We start from the raw sequence: 19,702 nt of genomic DNA, 5'->3' as shown, positions 1-19,702 counted from the left end.
GGGAGCGTAAAGATGGCAGCTAAAATCCGTCGTAACGACGAAATCGTTGTTCTTGCCGGTAAAGACAAAGGCAAGAAAGGTAAAGTAACTAAGGTTCTTGGAACTGGTAAAGTTATTGTTGAAGGCATCAACCTTGTGAAGAAACATCAGAAGCCTGTTCCGGCTATGGGTGTTCAAGGTGGAATCGTTGAACAAGAAGCAGCTATTGATGCTTCCAACGTTGCAATCTTCAATGCAGCTACTGGTAAAGCGGACCGTGTAGGTTTCCGTTTTGAAGACGGCAAAAAAGTTCGTTTCTTCAAATCTAACGGCGAAACCATTTCTAACTAATAGACGTAATTTGGAGTTCTACTATGGCGAAACTGCATGATTACTACAAGTCGTCTGTAGTCGCTGAACTGACCAAACAGTTCGGTTACACAAGCGTCATGCAAGTCCCTAGGATTGAGAAAATCACCCTAAACATGGGCGTTGGTGAAGCTATCAACGATAAGAAACTGCTGGAAAATGCGGCAGCTGACATGGCGGCTATTGCTGGTCAAAAGCCTCTTGTCACTAAAGCACGCAAATCTGTTGCAGGTTTCAAAATCCGTGAAGGCTACCCAATTGGTTGTAAAGTAACCTTGCGTGGCGAACGTATGTGGGATTTTTTGGAGCGTTTAATTTCTATCGCTCTTCCACGTGTACGTGACTTCCGTGGTGTTAGCGCTAAGTCTTTTGACGGTCGCGGTAACTACAGCATGGGCGTTCGCGAGCAAATCATCTTCCCGGAAATCGACTACGATAAAGTCGATCGTGTACGCGGTCTTGATGTTACCATCACGACTAGTGCGTCCAATGATGAGGAAGGCCGTGCTCTGCTGGCTGCCTTTAACTTCCCATTCCGTAAGTAAGGTGAAGGGTTACTGTTATGGCTAAACAATCAATGAAAGCACGTGAAGCAAAACGTGCAAAGCTTGTAGCTCAGTATGCTGAAAAGCGTGCAGCGTTAAAAGCTATCATCAGCGACGTAAACGTATCTGAAGAAGAACGTTGGGATGCTGTGCTGAAACTTCAAACGCTTCCTCGTGATTCAAGTGCATCACGTCAGCGTAACCGTTGTAACCAAACTGGTCGTCCACACGGTTACCTACGTAAGTTCGGTTTAAGCCGCATCAAAGTTCGTGAAGCTTGCATGAAAGGCGAGATTCCTGGACTTCGTAAGGCTAGCTGGTAATTGCCACTTAATCATTTGGAGTAAAGTTTATGAGCATGCAAGATCCGATTTCGGATATGCTGACCCGTATTCGTAACGGTCAGGCAGCAAACAAAGTTGCTGTAAAAATGCCTTCTTCAAAGCTGAAAGTTGCAATTGCTGCACTTCTGAAAGCTGAAGGTTATATCGAAGATTTCGCTGTTGAAGGCGATGTAAAACCTGAACTGGAAGTTACGCTGAAGTATTTCCAAGCGAAGCCAGTAATCGAGCAAATCCAACGTGTTTCACGTCCTGGTCTGCGCGTCTATAAAAGAAAAGACGAGCTGCCATCAGTGATGGGCGGTCTGGGTGTTGCTGTCGTGTCCACTTCCAAGGGTCTGATGTCAGACCGTGCTGCCCGTAAAGCAGGTCTTGGTGGTGAAATCATTTGCTACGTAGCTTAATTATAGGAGTAGGATATGTCTCGTGTTGCTAAAGCACCTGTCGCTATTCCAGCTGGCGTAGAGGTGAAATTAAACGGCCAAGAGATCACTGTAAAAGGTGCCAAGGGTGAACTGACTCGCGTAGTAAATAACGCAGTTGTGATCGCTCAGGAAGAAAATAACCTGACCTTCGGTCCTCGTGAAGGTGTTGCTAATGCTTGGGCACAGGCAGGTACTGCACGTGCACTAGTAAACAACATGGTTGTCGGTGTAACGGAAGGCTTTACGAAGAAGCTCACTCTTAAAGGTGTTGGTTACCGTGCCTCAATGAAAGGCAATGCTGTAGCTCTGACACTGGGTTTCTCTCACCCTGTTGAGCATGAATTGCCATCAGGAATTAAAGCAGAATGTCCAAGCCAAACTGAAATTGTCATCACTGGTTGTGATAAACAGCTTGTGGGTCAAGTTGCGGCTGATATTCGTGCTTACCGTGAGCCTGAACCTTACAAAGGTAAGGGTGTTCGTTACGCAGATGAAAATGTGCGTACTAAAGAAGCTAAGAAGAAGTAAGGTAACACTATGGATAAGAAAGCATCTCGCATCCGTCGTGCCACTCGTGCACGTCGTAAGATTGCAGAACTGGGTGCCACTCGCCTAGTTGTACACCGTACTCCTCGTCACGTGTACGCTCAGGTTATCGCATCTAACGGCTCTGTGGTTATCGCTGCAGCTTCTACTGTAGAAAAAGCGATCCGTGAGCAAGTGAAATACACTGGAAACATCGAAGCAGCACAAGCAGTAGGTAAAGCTATTGCTGAACGCGCTCTGGAAAAAGGCGTGTCAGAAGTTGCTTTTGATCGTTCCGGTTTCCAATACCACGGTCGAGTAGCGGCGCTGGCAGAATCTGCTCGCGAAGCTGGTCTGAAATTCTAAGGTAGGGTTGGAAGATGGCTAAAGAATTACAACAAGCGAATGATTTGCAAGAAAAGCTAATCGCCGTTAACCGTGTTTCTAAGACGGTTAAAGGTGGTCGAATCATGAGCTTTACTGCGCTGACAGTTGTTGGTGACGGTAATGGTCGTGTAGGTTTCGGTTACGGTAAAGCCCGTGAAGTACCTGCTGCGATTCAAAAAGCAATGGAAAAAGCGCGTCGTAACATGGTTACTATCGCGTTGAACGAAGGTACTCTTCACCACGCGGTGAAAGGTCGTCATTCGGGCTCTAAAGTTTACATGCAGCCAGCTGCAGAAGGTACAGGTGTTATCGCCGGTGGTGCGATGCGTGCTGTACTTGAAGTTGCAGGTGTACATAACGTTTTGTCAAAAGCGTATGGCTCAACAAACCCAATCAACATCGTTCGTGCAACGATTGATGCATTGGGCAGTATGAAGTCACCAGAAATGGTTGCAGCTAAACGTGGTCTAACTGTTGAAGCGATTTCGGAGTGAGAACCATGGCAACTATTAAAGTAACTCAAACTAAAAGCTCAATTGGTCGCCTGCCAAAGCATAAAGCTACCTTGCGTGGTCTAGGCCTTCGTCGTATCAACCACACTGTTGAACTTGAAGATACTCCGTGCGTGCGCGGTATGATCAATCAGGTTCAATACATGGTTAAAGTTGAGGAGTAATCAGAATGCGTTTGAATACTCTATCTCCGGCTGCGGGTTCTAAGCCTTCTAAGAAGCGTTTAGGTCGTGGTATCGGTTCAGGCCTTGGTAAAACCGGTGGCCGTGGCCACAAAGGTCAAAAATCACGTTCTGGCGGTAAAGTTCGTGCAGGTTTTGAAGGTGGTCAAATGCCTTTGAAACAACGCTTGCCAAAATTCGGTTTCACTTCTCGTAAGAGTTTAGTGTCTGCTGAAGTTCGTCTAAGTGAATTAGCGAAAGTAACAAGCGAAGTTGTTGATCTGAATAGCCTGAAAGCGGCAAATGTTGTGACTAAAAACATTGAGAATGTGAAAATCGTTCTTTCTGGAGAGATCAACAAAGCTGTTACAGTGAAAGGTCTACGCGTAACTAAAGGCGCTAAAGCTGCAATCGAAGCTGCAGGCGGAAAAATCGAGGAATAATCTCGAAAAGAGGTACAGATGGCTAAGAAACCAGGACAAGATTTTCGTAGTGCTCAGAGCGGCTTAAGTGAATTGAAGTCGCGCTTGTTATTCGTACTAGGTGCGCTTCTCGTATTCCGAGCTGGCTCTTTTGTGCCGATTCCTGGTATTGACGCAGCTGTACTAGCCGATTTGTTCGAACAGCAAAAAGGGACCATCGTAGAAATGTTTAACATGTTCTCCGGTGGTGCTCTTTCGCGTGCATCTATATTAGCTCTGGGAATCATGCCGTATATCTCGGCATCGATTGTAGTCCAGTTGCTAACTGTAGTTCATCCCGCGTTAGCTGAGCTCAAGAAAGAGGGCGAAGCAGGGCGTCGTAAGATTAGCCAATATACGCGTTACGGCACGCTTGTACTTGCAACATTCCAAGCTTTGGGAATTGCGACAGGACTACCAAACATGGTCTCAAATCTGGTTGTTATCGACCAAACCATGTTTACGTTTATCGCAACAGTGAGTCTAGTAACCGGTACCATGTTCCTGATGTGGTTAGGTGAACAGATTACAGAGCGGGGAATTGGTAATGGTATTTCATTGCTAATTTTTGCAGGTATTGTTGCTGGTTTGCCAAATGCAATCGGACAAACGATTGAGCAAGCGCGTCAAGGTGAATTGCATGTGCTTCTTCTATTATTGATTGCGGTAATCTCGTTTGCTGTGATTTATTTTGTTGTCTTTATGGAGCGTGGTCAGCGTCGTATCGTTGTTAACTACGCAAAACGCCAGCAAGGACGAAAAGTTTTCGCAGCACAAAGCACCCATTTGCCATTAAAAATTAATATGGCGGGGGTGATTCCTGCAATTTTTGCATCTAGTATTATTTTGTTCCCCGGAACATTAGCACAATGGTTTGGCAATAGTGGTGGTGAAGGTTCAGCGTTTAGCTGGCTGACGAAAGTGTCTTTGGCACTAAGCCCTGGTCAACCGTTGTATGTAATACTTTATGCTGTTGCAATTATCTTTTTCTGTTTCTTCTATACAGCGTTGGTATTTAACCCACGTGAAACAGCAGATAATTTGAAGAAGTCTGGTGCGTTCGTACCCGGTATCCGCCCAGGTGAGCAGACTGCAAGATACATTGATAAAGTGATGACGCGTTTAACCTTAGCTGGTGCGCTATATATTACCTTTATCTGTCTGATCCCTCAGTTCATGATGGTCGCTTGGAACGTACGTTTCTATTTCGGCGGCACCTCACTACTGATTGTAGTTGTGGTTATTATGGACTTTATGGCACAGGTACAGACTCATATGATGTCAAGTCAATATGATTCTGTGTTGAAAAAAGCAAATCTGAAAGGCTACGGCCGTTAATTCGGATTTCTCTCACGGAGTTTAGCAATGAAAGTTCGTGCTTCCGTTAAAAAAATCTGCCGTAACTGTAAAGTTATCAAGCGTAACGGTGTTGTTCGCGTGATTTGCAGTGAGCCAAAGCATAAGCAACGCCAAGGCTAATTAGCAGAAATTTTTACTTGAAAAAACAAGGTCGGTCGAGTATATTCCTCGGCCTACCTTTTGCGTGCAAAAGAAGTAGTATCCCGCAACGTATCCTCTACGGGCTTTGTTGCGGCTAATTCTTTGATGAAAGTACTAGGAGTGAATAGTGGCCCGTATAGCAGGCATTAACATTCCTGATCACAAACATGCTGTAATTGCATTAACTGCAATCTATGGCATCGGTAAGACTCGTTCACAAGCTATCTTGGCTGAACTGGGTATTGCTGAAAGTGTTAAGATCAGTGAACTAACTGAAGAGCAGATCGATCAACTGCGTGATGGTGTAGCTAAATACACTGTAGAAGGTGATCTACGTCGTGAAGTATCTATGAACATCAAGCGTCTGATGGACCTTGGTTGTTATCGTGGTCTTCGTCATCGTCGCAGTCTACCTCTACGTGGACAGCGTACTAAAACCAACGCTCGCACCCGTAAGGGTCCGCGTAAGCCGATCAAGAAATAATCGGGAAGGTAGAGTACAATGGCTAAACAACCAACTCGCGCACGTAAGCGCGTACGCAAGCAAGTCGCAGATGGCGTGGCGCATATCCATGCATCTTTTAACAACACAATCGTAACCATTACTGATCGTCAAGGTAACGCTCTGGCTTGGGCTACTGCTGGCGGTTCTGGTTTCCGTGGTTCTCGTAAGTCTACTCCGTTTGCCGCACAGGTCGCTGCAGAGCGTTGTGCTGAAATGGCTAAAGAGTATGGCCTTAAGAATCTGGAAGTTATGGTGAAGGGTCCAGGTCCAGGTCGTGAATCAACTGTTCGCGCACTGAACGCTGCTGGTTTCCGTATCACAAACATTGTTGATGCGACACCAATCCCTCATAACGGTTGTCGTCCACCTAAGAAACGTCGCGTATAACGTTTCGGGGAAGATTGGAGAAAGATCATGGCAAGATATTTGGGTCCTAAGCTGAAGCTTAGCCGCCGCGAAGGTACTGACTTGTTCCTTAAGTCAGGTATTCGTGCGATAGATACCAAGTGTAAAATCGATAACGCACCAGGTGTACACGGCGCTCGTCGCGGTCGTCTATCTGATTATGGCGTTCAGCTTCGTGAGAAGCAAAAAGTTCGTCGTATGTACGGCGTTCTGGAAAAACAATTCCGTAACTACTATAAAGAAGCTGCCCGTTTAAAAGGCAACACCGGTGAAAACCTACTTCAGCTTCTTGAAGGTCGTTTGGATAATGTTGTTTACCGTATGGGCTTTGGCGCAACTCGCTCAGAAGCACGTCAGTTAGTTAGCCACAAGGCTATTCTGGTAAACGGTAAAGTAGTAAACATTCCTTCTTTCAATGTTACGGCAAACGACGTTGTTGCAGTGCGTGAGAAAGCGAAAAAGCAATCTCGTATCACAGCAGCTCTAGAAGTTGCAGAACAACGCGAAAAACCAACTTGGATTGAAGTGGATGGCAGCAAAATGGAAGGTACGTTCAAGCGATTGCCAGAGCGTTCAGATCTATCAGCTGACATCAACGAACAATTGATCGTCGAGCTTTACTCTAAGTAAGGTTTAAATTAAAGAGAGGACACAATGCAGGGTTCTGTAACAGAATTTCTTAAGCCACGTCTTGTTGATATTGAACAGATCAGCACGACACACGCAAAAGTAACTCTTGAGCCGTTAGAGCGTGGTTTCGGCCATACTCTGGGTAATGCACTTCGCCGAATTCTTCTTTCGTCTATGCCTGGTTGCGCAGTGACTGAAGTTGAAATTGAAGGCGTACTACACGAGTACAGCACCAAAGAAGGTGTTCAAGAGGATATCCTAGAAATCCTTCTGAACCTGAAGGGTTTGGCTGTTCGCGTTGCCGAAGGCAAAGATGAAGTGTTCATTACACTAAACAAATCAGGCTCGGGCCCTGTTGTTGCAGGTGACATCACTCATGATGGTGATGTTGAGATCGTAAACCCTGAGCACGTTATTTGTCATCTTACCGATGACAATGCTGAGGTCGCAATGCGCATCAAGGTTCAACGTGGTCGTGGTTATGTTCCGGCTTCTGCTCGTATTCATACAGATGAAGATGATCGTCCTATTGGTCGTTTGCTTGTTGATGCTACCTACAGTCCGGTTGATAAAATCGCCTATACTGTAGAAGCAGCACGTGTTGAGCAGCGTACTGATTTGGACAAGCTCGTCATCGATATGGAGACAAATGGCACAATCGAACCTGAGGAAGCTATCCGTCGTGCAGCAACAATTCTTGCTGAACAACTGGATGCATTCGTAGATCTACGTGATGTACGAGTTCCTGAGGAGAAAGAAGAGAAGCCTGAATTCGATCCGATCCTATTGCGTCCTGTAGACGATCTTGAACTAACAGTTCGCTCTGCTAACTGTTTGAAAGCAGAAGCGATTCACTACATCGGTGATCTAGTACAGCGTACTGAGGTGGAACTACTCAAAACACCTAACCTTGGTAAAAAATCTCTTACAGAGATTAAAGACGTGCTTGCATCTCGTGGTCTTTCTCTGGGTATGCGCCTGGAAAACTGGCCGCCAGCATCTATCGCTGAAGATTAATCGATACAAGTTAGAAGGATTTGGTCATGCGCCATCGTAAGAGTGGTCGTCAACTCAACCGCAACAGCAGTCATCGCAAAGCGATGTTCAGCAACATGGCTAGCTCTCTGGTACGTCATGAAGTTATCAAGACTACTTTGCCAAAAGCTAAAGAGCTACGTCGCGTAGTTGAGCCTTTGATTACACTAGCTAAGACAGACAGTGTTGCTAACCGTCGTCTGGCATTTGCACGCACTCGTGATAACGAAGTTGTTGCAAAACTATTTAACGAACTTGGTCCACGTTTCGCTGCACGTCAAGGTGGCTACACTCGAATTCTGAAGTGTGGTTTCCGTGCAGGTGATAAAGCTCCAATGGCTTACATTGAGCTTGTTGATCGCCCAGAAGCTGTTGAAGCTGCTGAGTAATCAGTTCGTCTATTTAAGAAAGCCGAGCGTATGCTCGGCTTTTTTGTGTCTGATGAAAAAATGATGAATTGTCAGATTAACTCTGCCATAAGCTGGTGAGTGAACTGAGTAGTCCGTCGCTTGCTCCCTGAGTGGTTAGGTATTTTAAGATCAATGGTACGAATTGTGACACCATGTCGGGACTCAATCCCAGTTGTTTAAAAGTGCTGGTGACCGCATTCATATCGTTAATTTCTGATAGCCCATTCTGAATTCCAGACTGGTTCAGATCCGACAAATGTTCTATTCCGGGGACAAGTTGATTGAGCTCGGTATTATTCTCATCAGATAGTTGATTCTGAGCTAGTGATAATAATGCACCGACACCACCGGTTGCCTGTTGGCCGGAGACGGGAAGCTGTTTGGTTACCTGTGAAATCAGAGTTGAATTACTTTCCGTGAGTCCAAGAGTTTTTCCTATGGTGCTTGTGAGATTTTCTGTGTTACCACCGAGTGTGAAAGAAGCGTAACCTGGGGCTGTGAGTGTGGCACTTAACATCAGCGCCCATATCAGAGTGCGTGTTGTGGTCATAAATGGAATTTCCCATCATTGTGAGCGGATGATTAAGTTTAGATAAAAAAAAGCGGTGCTGAGCACCGCTTGATGTTAATTCTTTGCTAATTTACTTACAGCTGATTCGCTTACAGAATGTCGAGAAGTTCGACTTCAAAGACAAGTGCAGCATATGGAGGAATAGCAGCACCTGCGCCGCGTTCACCATAAGCAAGATCCTGAGGAATATAAAGTTTCCACTTTGAACCGACAGGCATGATTTGCAGTGCTTCAACCCAACCTTTGATAACTCCTGTTACCGGGAATTCAACTGGCTGGCCACGTGAAACAGAACTATCGAATACTGTGCCGTCAGTCAGCTCACCATGGTAATGTACTCGAACAGTTTTATCTGAGGTAGGTACGTCACCCGATCCTTCAGTGATGACTTCATATTGGAGACCGGATTCTAATACAGTAACTTCAGGGCGTAGCGCATTGTCTTTCAGGAATGCTTCACCATCGGCTGCTGCTACTTTTGCAACTGCATCACGTGCTTCTTGCGCCTTTGCGTGTACGGCTTGCAGTGCCTGATTAATTTCATCGATTTCGATTGCTGGCATATCACCAGTTAATGCTGTCGCAATTCCGGCAGCAATAGCATCGACGCTCAGTCCTTCTAAGCCACTGCCAGCAAGCTGTTGGCCCATTTGCAAACCAATACCGTAGCTTGCCTTTTGTTCATTTGTTTCAAGTTGTACGTCAGACATAACTGTCACTCTTTTGCGTTAAAACGCTAGAGGATAGCAGTTATTGATAAATGATGAAATGAAGAACCAGGAGAATATTGCATTGCATACTTTGGTGTGACATGTCTCTAAACTTAGATGAAAATATTTTAAGATTATGTCAACATTTTAGTTCTAGCCATGATTCCCCTATACTCATTACGCGGGAGTTTTTATACTACTCGTGGTGAGAATGGGAGATGTGTATTCGTGAATCGCCGACAGGAAAAAAAGGTGCAAGGTGGCTATCTTGCCGTTATTCAGAGCAAGTGGTCAGCTATAAATTTCCAGCAGTCATTTCAGCAGGTTGTCAGACAGTGTCGTCGGGTATGGTGTGAGCTGCCGAAGTTACATCAACGTTTACTGATGATTCTGGCTCCAGTTGTCATTCTCCTTGTCCTGATCCCGTGGCCGAAGGAAGAACAAATTGCTTCTGAGCTGCCTGTTGGAGATCAGCGTGTTGCGTTGGATCTGGACCCAAATAGCTTACAGGAACCTTCCGCACCAGTCGCATCCCCGAAACCAGCCTCTGAACCTCGCACAACAACGTGGGTTACCTACACGGTACAAAATGGTGACACGCTTTCTAAAGTCTTCCGCGCGAATGATTTATCATTGGCTGATCTGAATGCATTGGTTCAGGTCGAAGGTTTGGATAAGCCACTCAGTAACATTAAACCGGGGCAACTGATTCGTTATAAGCTGACGACCAAAGGGCAGTTAGATATTTTACAACTGGAGCAGAAAGATCAGTCGGTGATGTTTTTCCGTTTATCCAGTGGCGGCTTTGGACGTAGCAAATAGAGTCTGAACAATGAACGAATTGAGCGGAAGGACATCAGAGGAATAACGATGAGTCCTATTCCTATGATCGAGAGTGTTGTTGGTATTTCACCAAAGCAGCCCCAGCCCAGTAAGATGACAAGTATCAGTCCTGAATATTCGGCAATAGCTATCTGATTAGCGGGTGCGAGCCGGTATGCAGCCACAGCCAGTCCGTTGTAAGCCAGAACCATCATTGCACTGATTCCAATCCAGCCAACAGCTCGGATATCGAGTGTATGCCAGTCATAAAAGGCCAGAACAGCGGCAACCGGTAGAGAAAATAAACTTGTCCAGAATAGGGTTGTGGGAAGTGTTTGCTGAGTCGGTAATTTACGAACCAATATCTGAAACAATGCCAGTGTAATTGCTGTACCCAAAGCAAAAAGAGCCGCCCAGTGAAACTGAGAGGGGCGCAATACAATGAGAACACCACAAAACCCTATCAGGGTTTTCAGCACTTTACTCCGGGTCGGATATTCTCTGAGTAACCAGATCGAAAGCGGTAACATCAGGAGCGGTGCTGCGTAGAATACAGCATTGGCAGTGGCAAGTGAAAGATAGGTAATTGCGACCACCATGCATCCGCTTCCGATTAAGATCAGATGACTGCGGATGAGGGTAATTCCGAAGTGAGTCAGTACTCGCTTCTCTTTGGGTTGAAATAACCAGAAAGGCGTAGTAAGTACAACGGACAAAAGCTGGCGCAAAAACATATACTGAAATGGAGAGACGCTGCCATCTAATGCTTTGACGGCAACGTCTGATAATGAAGCCGCCAGATTTCCCAGTATCAGTAAAATGATTGCCGTCCGGACGATTTCCTGAGACAGCATGATGATTATGTTCTCTTCATGTCGATATGAGAAATACCATCTTCGAGATAAGGTTCGGAAGTCTGAACAAATCCATGTTGGTTGTAAAATGTCTTTAACTGTTCCTGTGCTCCAATTTCTATTGGTGTGTCCGGCCACAGATTACTGCATCGTTCAATCGCATGGGTCAGTAACTGATGTCCTGCACCTTCTCCTCTGATACACATATGGGTTGCGACCCGGCCAATACTACATCCCGAATAGCTGATACCAGGTGGAATCAGGCGGGCACAGGCAAGAAGTTTTCCATTCCGGTAACCCAGCAGATGATGGACTCCGGACATATGGTCTTTGTCGTCTAACTCAGGATAAGGACATGTTTGTTCAACGACAAAAACGTCAACCCGCAGTTTTAGGAGTTGGTACAACTGTGTCGTTGTCAGCTCGGAAAAGGGAAGTAATTGCCAGGTTATCATCAGAAATACCGACTGAGTTAATGAAAGTCATGACCAATAATCTACTTTTATATGATGTGATTATCATTAACAAATGTTAATGGTAAATACTCAAAGTTCTCAGCAGGAATGAGCTGGCCATCAATTTTCCTGAGTATTATTGAGCCGCTTTTTGATACGACTCAGGCTGATTGGTGTGATGCCCAGATAAGCGGCAACATGATAGTCTGCCAGACGGTCGAGCAGTTCCGGATAATTTTGGCGGAATAACTGATAACGCTCTTCCGGTGTATAGAGCAGCATAAATCTCTCTTTGTTTTCTTTATGCATCAGTTTGGCTTCCAGTAGCTTGATATAAGCCGGATGTTGGGATGTGTGCCACTGAAACAGAGTACTAACCGGCAGATACATCAATTTGACCGGAGAAAGCGTTTCCAGCAGATAAGGTAATGGTTCTTGTTTTATCAGACTTTCAAAACCAATGATCCAGTCTGACTCCCAGTAAAACTCTTTGCTGAAAGATTTTCCTTTATCGGTGAGGTAACTGGCGTGACATATTCCTTCCAGAACAAAGTAGATGTGAGATGCGACTTCTCCCTGATGAGAAAGAATATGGCGTGTTGGTAAATCGAGAGGTGTTGCGATATCGACCAATGCCTGAATTTCTTCATCTGTAAAACCATAATGCTCTAAATGGGTCTGGAATGTTTTTTTCATCAATACCTCAAGAGAATACCTAGAAAGCCGTAACCGTTGTTACGGCTTTACTGTAATCAATTCATGCTTATTTTTGTAGCCGAATCTGATAGACCGCAAATCCTGTGTCATCAGTCATGATCTGCTTCATCGGATAACGTCCATATTGCTGAATGAATTGTGAGGCTTTCTCCCCCGGAGCCGTTTCAAAGCGAATATCGAGAATTTTTGATGTCTGAAGCGGAGCCAGATGCCAGTTATTGTCGGCTTTAGGATGAACTTCTCCGTCCTGCTTACTCATCTGAGTGATGTAACTGGCCAGAATGGCCCGGTTTTCATCCGGTGCGTCAAAAGCAACATGTGATGCTCCGGTTCCTGGGAATTTATTGCCATAAGCCCGGTAGTTGTTGGTTGCAACAATAAACTGCTGATTCTCTTGTACTGGTTTTCCCTGATAAGACAGATGATCAATGCGTCCGGCATCCGGATGAATCAATTGGCAATCACCATCATATCTGGCAGGTTGAGTAATATCGATCTGGTACTGAATGCCATCAATGACATCGAAGTTATAGGTTCTGAATCCATCCCAGTTGATCAGATACTGAGGCTCTTCTTTGTTGGGATCAATTTGTCTGAATTGTCCGGCGGAGCATTCCAGCCACTCTTTTAATTCCCGTCCACTAATCTTTAATGCAACCAGTGTGTTGGGGTACAGATAGAGATCGGCTGCATTGCGGAAAGTAAGCTGTCCGGCTTCTACTTCGGTATAGTTAGACGGATCGTTCTTTCTGCCACCGGCTTTAAATGGTGCGGCCGCTGCAAGGACCGGTAGTCCATCCAAATCCGGATCGCCCTGAATCATCCTTTCAACATAGGCTTTCTGTGCCATATTGACGATCTGAATTGTGGGATCGTCCTGCACCAGTGCCAGATAGCTATACATCTTGTCACTAGCGCGACCGATAGGCTGATTAACAAATTGTTGGGTGGCCAGATGGTCTGACTGAACGGCCTGACGGAGCTGTGGATCGGCAGACACTAGTGCATGGTGAGCTGTATTGTCATAGATAGGGCGGGCTTCAGATTTGCTGTCCGTTACCTGCCATTGATGATTTTTCTTTTCCAGAGTCAGATCAATGATTCCAACATGGCTTCCCCAGCGACCGGGCATGACAGCAGCGACCCCATGAATTGTTCCCTTGTGATTATCAACATCCGGCAGATGGTCAAATCCCTTGCCGGGAAAGACCGCATGTGCATGACCAAAGGTGATGGCATCAATTCCGGGAACTTCTGACAGATAATAAACTGAGTTCTCGGCACCGACCCGGTAAGGATCAGTAGAAATTCCCGAATGCGGAATGGCAATAATGACATCCGCACCTTCCTGTTTCATTTGTGGAATGAGAGCTTCTGCCGTCGCTTTTATGTCTTTGGTATAAACGTTTCCGCTGAGATTTTTTTTATCCCAAACCATAATCTGAGGCGGTGTAAAGCCAATGTAACCAACTTTCAACGACTGAGATTTTCCCTCGGTATCGGTCAATGTATAAGATTTGATGAGATAGGGGCGGAAATAATGCTGGTCTGTTTTCGCATCAAATATATTGGCATTGATATAAGGAAAATCAGCATCATTGAGGGTTTCACGAAGATATTTCAGACCATAGTTGAATTCATGATTACCAATATTCCCAACCTCATAGCCAAGGAGATTCATTGCCTTATAAACCGGATGGATTTCTCCGGGTTTAATCCCTCTGGCTGCCATGTAGTCACCCATCGGGCTTCCCTGAATCAGGTCTCCGTTATCGACCAGTAATGCGTTCGGATTTTCCTCACGAGCCTTTCTGACCAGACTTGCAGCCCGGAGTAAGCCGATTTTTTCTGAAGGTTTGTCTTTGTAGTAGTCATAATCCATGACATTGGCATGGATGTCAGTGGTTTCAATGATACGAAGATGTACGGTTTCTGCATCGACTGATAACGGAAGTGCCAACAAACTGCCGAGTAATGTCAGTGTGAGATATTTTTTTTGCTGCTTCATGTGGAGTCTTATCCATAAAGGTGAATAACCTGATTAATGTAGCAAATATGAATGAAACCTATATTTCAATAGGTTATAAAATGTGATGTGTATCTTTGAATACATGGGCTGGAGCTTCTGACTGATAAGAAAGTGTTCTTAGCAGTTTTTCGAATAAAAAATAAAATTTTAGAATTTCATGTCATATGATGAGGCCGCCATAATGCACTTATTCATTTTAGGTGGAGTGTGTTATGGCGAAGGATCAGGTTGTGACTCGTTTACCAGTCAAACAAGTACGTTCATCTGTGAAGGTCAATGAGTCAGAACGAATCAGCTATCACTTCACAAAATCTCAGTTACAGGCCGGAGAAGTTGCGCTGGTCGGTGCGGGTCCGGGTGACCCGGAATTATTAACGGTCAAAGCCGTCAGTTTTCTGCAGCAGGCCGACGTCGTTTTGTACGATTATCTGGTTTCAGAAGAGATCATGTCACTGGTCCCCGACAGCACCATTCTGGTGTGTGTCGGGAAGCGTGCTGGGCACCATAGTGTCCCACAAGAAAAAACCAACCAGTTACTGGTGGACTTCGCGAAGCAAGGGCATCGGGTTGTGCGTATTAAGGGCGGAGATCCATTTATCTTCGGACGAGGCGGTGAAGAGCTGGAAACACTATTCGATGCCGGTGTCCGTTTTCAGGTGGTTCCCGGAATTACTGCCGCTGCCGGGGCAACAGCCTATGCCGGTATTCCGCTGACACACCGGGACTACGCTCAGTCCGCTATTTTTGTGACGGGTCATGTCCGGGCTGAAAACGATGAAATGGACTGGTCAACACTTGCCCGGGGTCAGCAGACACTAGTGATATATATGGGGCTGATGAAGTCAGGTTATATCCGGGAACAGCTGATTCAGCATGGTCGTTCTGCTGAAACTCCGGCCGCGGTAATTGAGCGAGGTACTCAGGCAGCGCAGAAATTATTTTGCGGCACTCTGGCTGATTTACCACAACTGGCCGCTCAGGCCGATTCACCAGCTTTAATCGTCATTGGTGAAGTGGTTGCATTGTCCGAAAAACTCAACTGGTTTAGCGGACAGGATACAGCAGCCCACTGTCAGTATGCGTAAAGTCATCAGCATACATGCGACATATAAATTACCAGTGATGACATATAAATTACGAAATCGAATTGCATAACACTCATCTTGTGAGTCAAAAGGAAGCAAGAGATGGATCAACAACGCTTAACACATTTAAAACAGCTAGAAGCTGAAAGTATTCACATTATCCGTGAAGTCGCAGCTGAATTCGGTAATCCGGTGATGATGTATTCCATCGGAAAAGATTCATCGGTGATGCTGCATCTGGCTCGCAAAGCTTTTTATCCGGGGAAAATCCCTTTTCCGCTACTCCATGTTGATACCAACTGGAAATTCCGTGAAATGATCGAATTCCGGGATAAAACAGCGGAAAAATACGGCTTTGAGTTACTGGTACATAAGAACCCGGAAGGACTTGAAATGGGAATTGATCCATTTGTCCACGGAAGTTCAAAACATACCGATATTATGAAAACTCAGGGGTTGAAGCAGGCACTGAATAAGTACGGTTTTGATGCCGCATTCGGTGGTGCCCGCCGGGATGAAGAGAAGTCACGGGCTAAAGAGCGGGTGTACTCATTCCGGGATAAGAACCATACCTGGGATCCAAAGAACCAGCGTCCTGAGATCTGGCATACCTATAACGGCCAGATTAACAAAGGTGAAAGTATCCGGGTTTTCCCTCTGTCGAACTGGACTGAGCTGGATATCTGGCAATATATCTATCTGGAAAATATCGATATTGTCCCGCTTTACTTTGCCGACATTCGTCCTGTAGTTGAGCGTGATGGCATGCTGATCATGGTTGATGACGAACGGATGGAAATTCTGCCGGGTGAAGTTGTTGAGAATAAGTCGGTTCGTTTCCGCACTCTGGGATGCTATCCGCTGACCGGAGCCATCGAATCAACGGCAAGTACATTGCCTGAAATCATTGAAGAAATGCTGGTGGCAACATCCAGTGAACGTCAGGGACGTGCCATCGATCACGATCAATCCGGATCAATGGAACTGAAAAAACGTCAGGGTTATTTCTAAGGGGCGAAGGAAAGTTTTATGAATAGCGCAGTTCAGGCTCAGCTAGCTGAGTTAGGTATTGAAGGTTATCTCGATCAACACCAGCACAAATCGTTGCTTAGATTTCTGACATGTGGTTCCGTCGATGACGGCAAAAGTACGTTGATCGGTCGTTTGCTCCATGATTCAAAACAGATCTATGAAGATCAGCTGGCAGCCGTTCACTCGGACAGTCAGCGGGTCGGCACGACGGGTGAACGTCCGGATCTGGCTCTGTTGGTTGATGGATTACAGGCAGAACGCGAACAAGGCATCACGATTGATGTTGCGTATCGCTATTTCTCGACACAAAAGCGTAAATTTATTATTGCAGATACTCCGGGACATGAGCAGTACACCCGTAATATGGCAACCGGTGCGTCTACATGTGATTTGGCCGTTATTCTGATCGATGCCCGGAAAGGGGTTCTGGATCAGACGCGTCGCCACTCATTCATTTCCAATCTTCTGGGACTGAAACATTTTGTTGTCGCGGTCAATAAGATGGATCTGGTGGATTATTCTCAGGATCGTTTTGAAGAGATTCGTCAGGAATATCTTGAGTTTTCCCGGCACCTTCAGGGTGAAATCGATATTCAGATTATTCCGATCTCGGCTCTCGAAGGAGACAACGTTGTTGATAAAAGCCAGCATATGCACTGGTATCAGGGACCGTCGTTACTTGAGTTGCTGGAAACCGTCGATGTCGATCAGGAGAAAGGCAGTGGCGAGTTCCGTTTCCCGGTTCAATATGTGAACCGCCCGAATCTCGATTTCCGTGGATTTGCCGGAACGATCGCATCGGGTGTTGTCCGGGTCGGTGATAGCGTTAAATCACTACCATCAGGAAAAATTTCAACGGTCGCCCGCATTGTGACTTTTGATGGTGATCTGGAACAGGCATCTGCCGGTCAGGCAGTGACTCTGACACTGAACGATGAGATTGATATCAGTCGTGGCGATTTGATCGTTCTGGAGAATGCTCAGCTTGAAACGACCAATCACCTGCTGGCCGATGTGGTCTGGATGACAGAACAACCGCTGAAAGCTGGCCGTGATTATGACATTAAAATCGCCGGGCATAAGACCATTGGTCAGGTGAAGGAGATTCGACATCAGTACGATATCAATAACCTTTCAACCTATCAGGCGGAGTCTCTGCCACTGAATGGTATCGGGTTATGTGAGTGGACATTCAATCAGGCGATAGCACTGGATAAGTATCTCGATTGTGCTGATACCGGTGGTTTTATCGTGATTGACCGGCTGACGAATGTGACTGTCGGTGCCGGGCTGGTTCGTGACAGCCTGCAAAGTGTTGCTCAGGTGCAGGGAGATTTCTCTGAATTTGAGCTTGAACTGAATGCGTTGATTCGTAAGCACTTCCCACACTGGGGTGCAAAAGATATCGGTCAGTTGCTGAAGTAGGCTGTTTGAGGGGGTGAACTCACCCTCTCTGAGGGATGAGTGATGTGGGAACAAGGGCTGTTAATTGCGATTCTATGCAGTGTGGTTATCTGCTTGCTGATAACACGGGTCAAGCCCAGTTTTATCTTTGCAGGGGCAGCTTTTATCGCCTTTATGGCCGGTATGATCGAAGTAAATGATCTGGCGGCGAATTTCACAAACTCATCTCTGCTCACACTGATTCTGTTGATTCTGGCTTCTGCCGGGTTGGAAAAAACCCGTCTTATTGGTTGGATCAGCAGCAATATTTCAGAAGGAAAGCTAGGTACGGTGATTGCTAAACTGGGATTATCGACCGCTTTTCTTTCCTCATTTACCAATAATACCGCTGTTGTGGTTTCTCTGATCGGGGCGATCAAGCGCAATCAGCAGCATGCTCCCTCAAAATTACTGATCCCGCTCTCTTATACTGCCATTTTTGGCGGAACACTGACGTTGATTGGCACATCGACAAATCTCATCATTAACAGCTTTGTTGAAGATGCCGGTCTGCCGAGTCTCGATTTTTTTGCGCCGACCATGATCGGGCTGGCCGTTCTTGCCGGTGGTGTTCTGATCCTGATTCCTCTTAGCTACCTGCTGCCGAACTATGATGAGCAGGGGCAGGATGAGCTGCCTTATTTTCTGGAAGCGATTGTTGAACCAAACTCTCCGTTAGTCGGACGTAGCATTGCAGAAAATAATCTACGGGCATTGCGAAAACTGTTTTTAGCCGAGGTTATCCGTAACGGAGAAAGTGTGCCTTCAGTCGGACCGGACTTTGTATTGCAGGCTCAGGACCGATTGCTATTCTGTGGTGATGTAGAAAGTGTTTCGACCTTGCAGGAAATTAAAGGCTTAACCTTGTTTGGCCAGCATCATCTGAATGGGCAGAATTTTGTTGAAGTTGTGGTGAGTTCTTCTGCCAGTTTTTGTAATAAGACTCTGAAATCCAGTCGATTCCGGGACCGTTTTGATGCTGTTGTTGTTGCGATTCGTCGTGGACACGAACGTCTGGAAGGCGGGTTGGGCAATGTGGTGTTAACTGCCGGTGATACGCTGGTGCTGGTTCCCGGAAAACAGTTTGAGGCTCAGCGCCATGCGCTGCGCCGGGAATTTGTTTTCATGAATGATCTGGATTCGAGTGCCAGGCTGGATAGTCATAAATCCAGTCTGGTATTACTTGGCTTCACTGCTGTGATTGGTGCTGCACTGTTTCATCTGTTGCCGATCATTAAAGGATTAGCTATCTATCTGATTTTACTGGTTGCATTTGGTGTAGTGCAGATCGGTGAGTTACGTCGGCGTTTTCCGGTCGATATTGTGGTGATCGTTGGTTCAGCGCTGTCGATTGCCCAGTTGATGATCTCATCCGGACTTTCCCAGCGGATGGGGGAATTCTTTATTCATACGCTAAACGGCTGGGGAGTTTTTGGTGGTTTGGTCGCCACCTATTTGATTACTCTGGTTCTGACCGAACTGATCACCAATAATGCCGCCGCAGCGCTGGCTTTTCCGCTTGGTTATAGTCTGGCTGTTGGTTATGGCGTTGATCCAATGCCGTTTATTATGGCTGTTCTGTTTGGTGCCAGTGCCAGTTTTATTTCGCCTTATGGCTATCAGACCAATCTGTTGGTTTATAGTGTCGGAAATTACAAAATCAGTGACTATGTCAGAATCGGTATTCCAATTTCTTTGGTCTATTCAACTCTGGTTCTGACGTTGATTCCGGTTTTTTTCCCGTTTTAACCTATTTTGATTAAACCTAATATGTTTCATGTTTATGTGTAGAGG

At 45.8% G+C, this 19,702-nt stretch carries 27 protein-coding genes; 21 read left to right on the top strand and 6 right to left on the bottom strand.

Features of this window, described 5'->3' with window-relative positions; all coding sequences use genetic code 11:
• The first annotated feature begins 12 nt into the window (after positions 1–12).
• From rplX to rplQ, 16 genes are all read left to right on the top strand, one after another.
• The gene (gene rplX / locus OCU74_RS14365) at positions 13–330 is read left to right on the top strand and encodes a 50S ribosomal protein L24 (RefSeq protein WP_038179115.1); all 318 of its coding nucleotides are present in this window, start codon (positions 13–15) and stop codon (positions 328–330) included.
• 23 nt (positions 331–353) lie between these two features.
• Positions 354–893 carry a 50S ribosomal protein L5 gene (gene rplE, locus OCU74_RS14360; protein WP_087482305.1) on the top strand — a complete coding sequence of 180 codons (540 nt, stop codon included), beginning with the start codon at positions 354–356 and terminating at the stop codon, positions 891–893.
• A gap of 17 nt (positions 894–910) precedes the next feature.
• Positions 911–1,216, top strand: a complete 306-nt coding sequence (gene rpsN / locus OCU74_RS14355) for a 30S ribosomal protein S14 (RefSeq protein ID WP_087482306.1) — start codon at positions 911–913, stop codon at positions 1,214–1,216.
• 29 nt (positions 1,217–1,245) lie between these two features.
• Positions 1,246–1,638 (top strand): 30S ribosomal protein S8, encoded by a 393-nt coding sequence (rpsH, locus tag OCU74_RS14350; protein ID WP_087482307.1) that lies wholly within the window; start codon positions 1,246–1,248, stop codon positions 1,636–1,638.
• 15 nt (positions 1,639–1,653) lie between these two features.
• A complete protein-coding gene (gene rplF / locus OCU74_RS14345) occupies positions 1,654–2,187 on the top strand; it encodes a 50S ribosomal protein L6 (RefSeq protein WP_087482308.1) in 534 nt (177 codons plus the stop codon).
• A gap of 9 nt (positions 2,188–2,196) precedes the next feature.
• Complete coding sequence (gene rplR, locus OCU74_RS14340; RefSeq protein WP_087482309.1) at positions 2,197–2,550, top strand: 50S ribosomal protein L18; 354 nt, start codon at positions 2,197–2,199, stop codon at positions 2,548–2,550.
• 14 nt (positions 2,551–2,564) lie between these two features.
• The gene (rpsE, locus tag OCU74_RS14335; protein WP_087482310.1) at positions 2,565–3,065 is read left to right on the top strand and encodes a 30S ribosomal protein S5; all 501 of its coding nucleotides are present in this window, start codon (positions 2,565–2,567) and stop codon (positions 3,063–3,065) included.
• Between the two features lie 5 nt (positions 3,066–3,070).
• Positions 3,071–3,247 carry a 50S ribosomal protein L30 gene (gene rpmD / locus OCU74_RS14330; RefSeq protein WP_087482311.1) on the top strand — a complete coding sequence of 59 codons (177 nt, stop codon included), beginning with the start codon at positions 3,071–3,073 and terminating at the stop codon, positions 3,245–3,247.
• Between the two features lie 5 nt (positions 3,248–3,252).
• Positions 3,253–3,687 (top strand): 50S ribosomal protein L15, encoded by a 435-nt coding sequence (gene rplO / locus OCU74_RS14325; protein ID WP_021019661.1) that lies wholly within the window; start codon positions 3,253–3,255, stop codon positions 3,685–3,687.
• An 18-nt stretch (positions 3,688–3,705) separates the two neighbouring features.
• Positions 3,706–5,043 (top strand): preprotein translocase subunit SecY, encoded by a 1,338-nt coding sequence (gene secY, locus OCU74_RS14320; RefSeq protein WP_087482312.1) that lies wholly within the window; start codon positions 3,706–3,708, stop codon positions 5,041–5,043.
• A gap of 27 nt (positions 5,044–5,070) precedes the next feature.
• The gene (gene rpmJ, locus OCU74_RS14315; RefSeq protein ID WP_000868186.1) at positions 5,071–5,184 is read left to right on the top strand and encodes a 50S ribosomal protein L36; all 114 of its coding nucleotides are present in this window, start codon (positions 5,071–5,073) and stop codon (positions 5,182–5,184) included.
• A 148-nt stretch (positions 5,185–5,332) separates the two neighbouring features.
• On the top strand, positions 5,333–5,689 hold the full coding sequence (rpsM, locus tag OCU74_RS14310; RefSeq protein ID WP_087482313.1) for a 30S ribosomal protein S13: 357 nt from the start codon (positions 5,333–5,335) through the stop codon (positions 5,687–5,689).
• An 18-nt stretch (positions 5,690–5,707) separates the two neighbouring features.
• Positions 5,708–6,097 carry a 30S ribosomal protein S11 gene (gene rpsK / locus OCU74_RS14305; protein WP_001118870.1) on the top strand — a complete coding sequence of 130 codons (390 nt, stop codon included), beginning with the start codon at positions 5,708–5,710 and terminating at the stop codon, positions 6,095–6,097.
• A gap of 27 nt (positions 6,098–6,124) precedes the next feature.
• The gene (gene rpsD / locus OCU74_RS14300) at positions 6,125–6,745 is read left to right on the top strand and encodes a 30S ribosomal protein S4 (RefSeq protein WP_021019664.1); all 621 of its coding nucleotides are present in this window, start codon (positions 6,125–6,127) and stop codon (positions 6,743–6,745) included.
• A gap of 24 nt (positions 6,746–6,769) precedes the next feature.
• Positions 6,770–7,762, top strand: coding sequence for a DNA-directed RNA polymerase subunit alpha (locus tag OCU74_RS14295; RefSeq protein ID WP_087482314.1), 993 nt, complete (start codon positions 6,770–6,772; stop codon positions 7,760–7,762).
• Positions 7,763–7,788: 26 nt separating this feature from the next.
• Positions 7,789–8,169: a 50S ribosomal protein L17 gene (gene rplQ / locus OCU74_RS14290; RefSeq protein WP_059119775.1), complete on the top strand. Its 381-nt coding sequence runs from the start codon at positions 7,789–7,791 to the stop codon at positions 8,167–8,169.
• Between the two features lie 76 nt (positions 8,170–8,245).
• On the opposite strand, the gene OCU74_RS14285 is transcribed toward rplQ, so the two are convergent.
• Positions 8,246–8,740, bottom strand: coding sequence for a DUF2780 domain-containing protein (locus tag OCU74_RS14285; RefSeq protein ID WP_087482315.1), 495 nt, complete (start codon positions 8,738–8,740; stop codon positions 8,246–8,248).
• A gap of 110 nt (positions 8,741–8,850) precedes the next feature.
• Positions 8,851–9,471, bottom strand: coding sequence for an FKBP-type peptidyl-prolyl cis-trans isomerase (locus OCU74_RS14280; RefSeq protein ID WP_087482316.1), 621 nt, complete (start codon positions 9,469–9,471; stop codon positions 8,851–8,853).
• Positions 9,472–9,699: 228 nt separating this feature from the next.
• Between OCU74_RS14280 and OCU74_RS14275 the strand changes: the two genes are divergently transcribed.
• The gene (locus OCU74_RS14275) at positions 9,700–10,293 is read left to right on the top strand and encodes an OapA family protein (protein WP_087482317.1); all 594 of its coding nucleotides are present in this window, start codon (positions 9,700–9,702) and stop codon (positions 10,291–10,293) included.
• Here the strand turns inward: OCU74_RS14275 and OCU74_RS14270 are convergent.
• The 4 genes from OCU74_RS14270 to OCU74_RS14255 all read right to left on the bottom strand — a co-directional run bounded on the left by OCU74_RS14270 (position 10,239) and on the right by OCU74_RS14255 (position 14,327).
• The gene (locus tag OCU74_RS14270) at positions 10,239–11,147 is read right to left on the bottom strand and encodes a DMT family transporter (protein ID WP_087482318.1); all 909 of its coding nucleotides are present in this window, start codon (positions 11,145–11,147) and stop codon (positions 10,239–10,241) included. The two genes, OCU74_RS14275 and OCU74_RS14270, sit on opposite strands and share 55 nt — an antisense overlap.
• 5 nt (positions 11,148–11,152) lie before the next feature.
• Positions 11,153–11,602: a GNAT family N-acetyltransferase gene (locus tag OCU74_RS14265; RefSeq protein ID WP_087482319.1), complete on the bottom strand. Its 450-nt coding sequence runs from the start codon at positions 11,600–11,602 to the stop codon at positions 11,153–11,155.
• 120 nt (positions 11,603–11,722) lie between these two features.
• A complete protein-coding gene (locus OCU74_RS14260) occupies positions 11,723–12,298 on the bottom strand; it encodes a Crp/Fnr family transcriptional regulator (protein ID WP_143693287.1) in 576 nt (191 codons plus the stop codon).
• 67 nt (positions 12,299–12,365) lie between these two features.
• Positions 12,366–14,327, bottom strand: a complete 1,962-nt coding sequence (locus OCU74_RS14255) for a bifunctional 2',3'-cyclic-nucleotide 2'-phosphodiesterase/3'-nucleotidase (RefSeq protein ID WP_087482320.1) — start codon at positions 14,325–14,327, stop codon at positions 12,366–12,368.
• Between the two features lie 233 nt (positions 14,328–14,560).
• Between OCU74_RS14255 and cobA the strand changes: the two genes are divergently transcribed.
• The 4 genes from cobA to OCU74_RS14235 all read left to right on the top strand — a co-directional run bounded on the left by cobA (position 14,561) and on the right by OCU74_RS14235 (position 19,657).
• On the top strand, positions 14,561–15,433 hold the full coding sequence (cobA, locus tag OCU74_RS14250) for a uroporphyrinogen-III C-methyltransferase (protein WP_087482321.1): 873 nt from the start codon (positions 14,561–14,563) through the stop codon (positions 15,431–15,433).
• 102 nt (positions 15,434–15,535) lie between these two features.
• Positions 15,536–16,444 (top strand): sulfate adenylyltransferase subunit CysD, encoded by a 909-nt coding sequence (gene cysD, locus OCU74_RS14245; RefSeq protein ID WP_087482322.1) that lies wholly within the window; start codon positions 15,536–15,538, stop codon positions 16,442–16,444.
• Between the two features lie 18 nt (positions 16,445–16,462).
• Positions 16,463–17,890: a sulfate adenylyltransferase subunit CysN gene (gene cysN / locus OCU74_RS14240; protein ID WP_087482323.1), complete on the top strand. Its 1,428-nt coding sequence runs from the start codon at positions 16,463–16,465 to the stop codon at positions 17,888–17,890.
• A gap of 42 nt (positions 17,891–17,932) precedes the next feature.
• A complete protein-coding gene (locus tag OCU74_RS14235) occupies positions 17,933–19,657 on the top strand; it encodes an SLC13 family permease (RefSeq protein ID WP_087482324.1) in 1,725 nt (574 codons plus the stop codon).
• Positions 19,658–19,702: the final 45 nt, after the last annotated feature.

Origin of the sequence: Vibrio mangrovi, assembly GCF_024346955.1 — a bacterium.
In the GTDB taxonomy this organism is placed as follows: domain Bacteria; phylum Pseudomonadota; class Gammaproteobacteria; order Enterobacterales; family Vibrionaceae; genus Vibrio; species Vibrio mangrovi.
The sequence above is the reverse complement of the archived record's forward strand: the minus strand, read 5'-3'. Positions and strand labels throughout refer to the sequence as shown.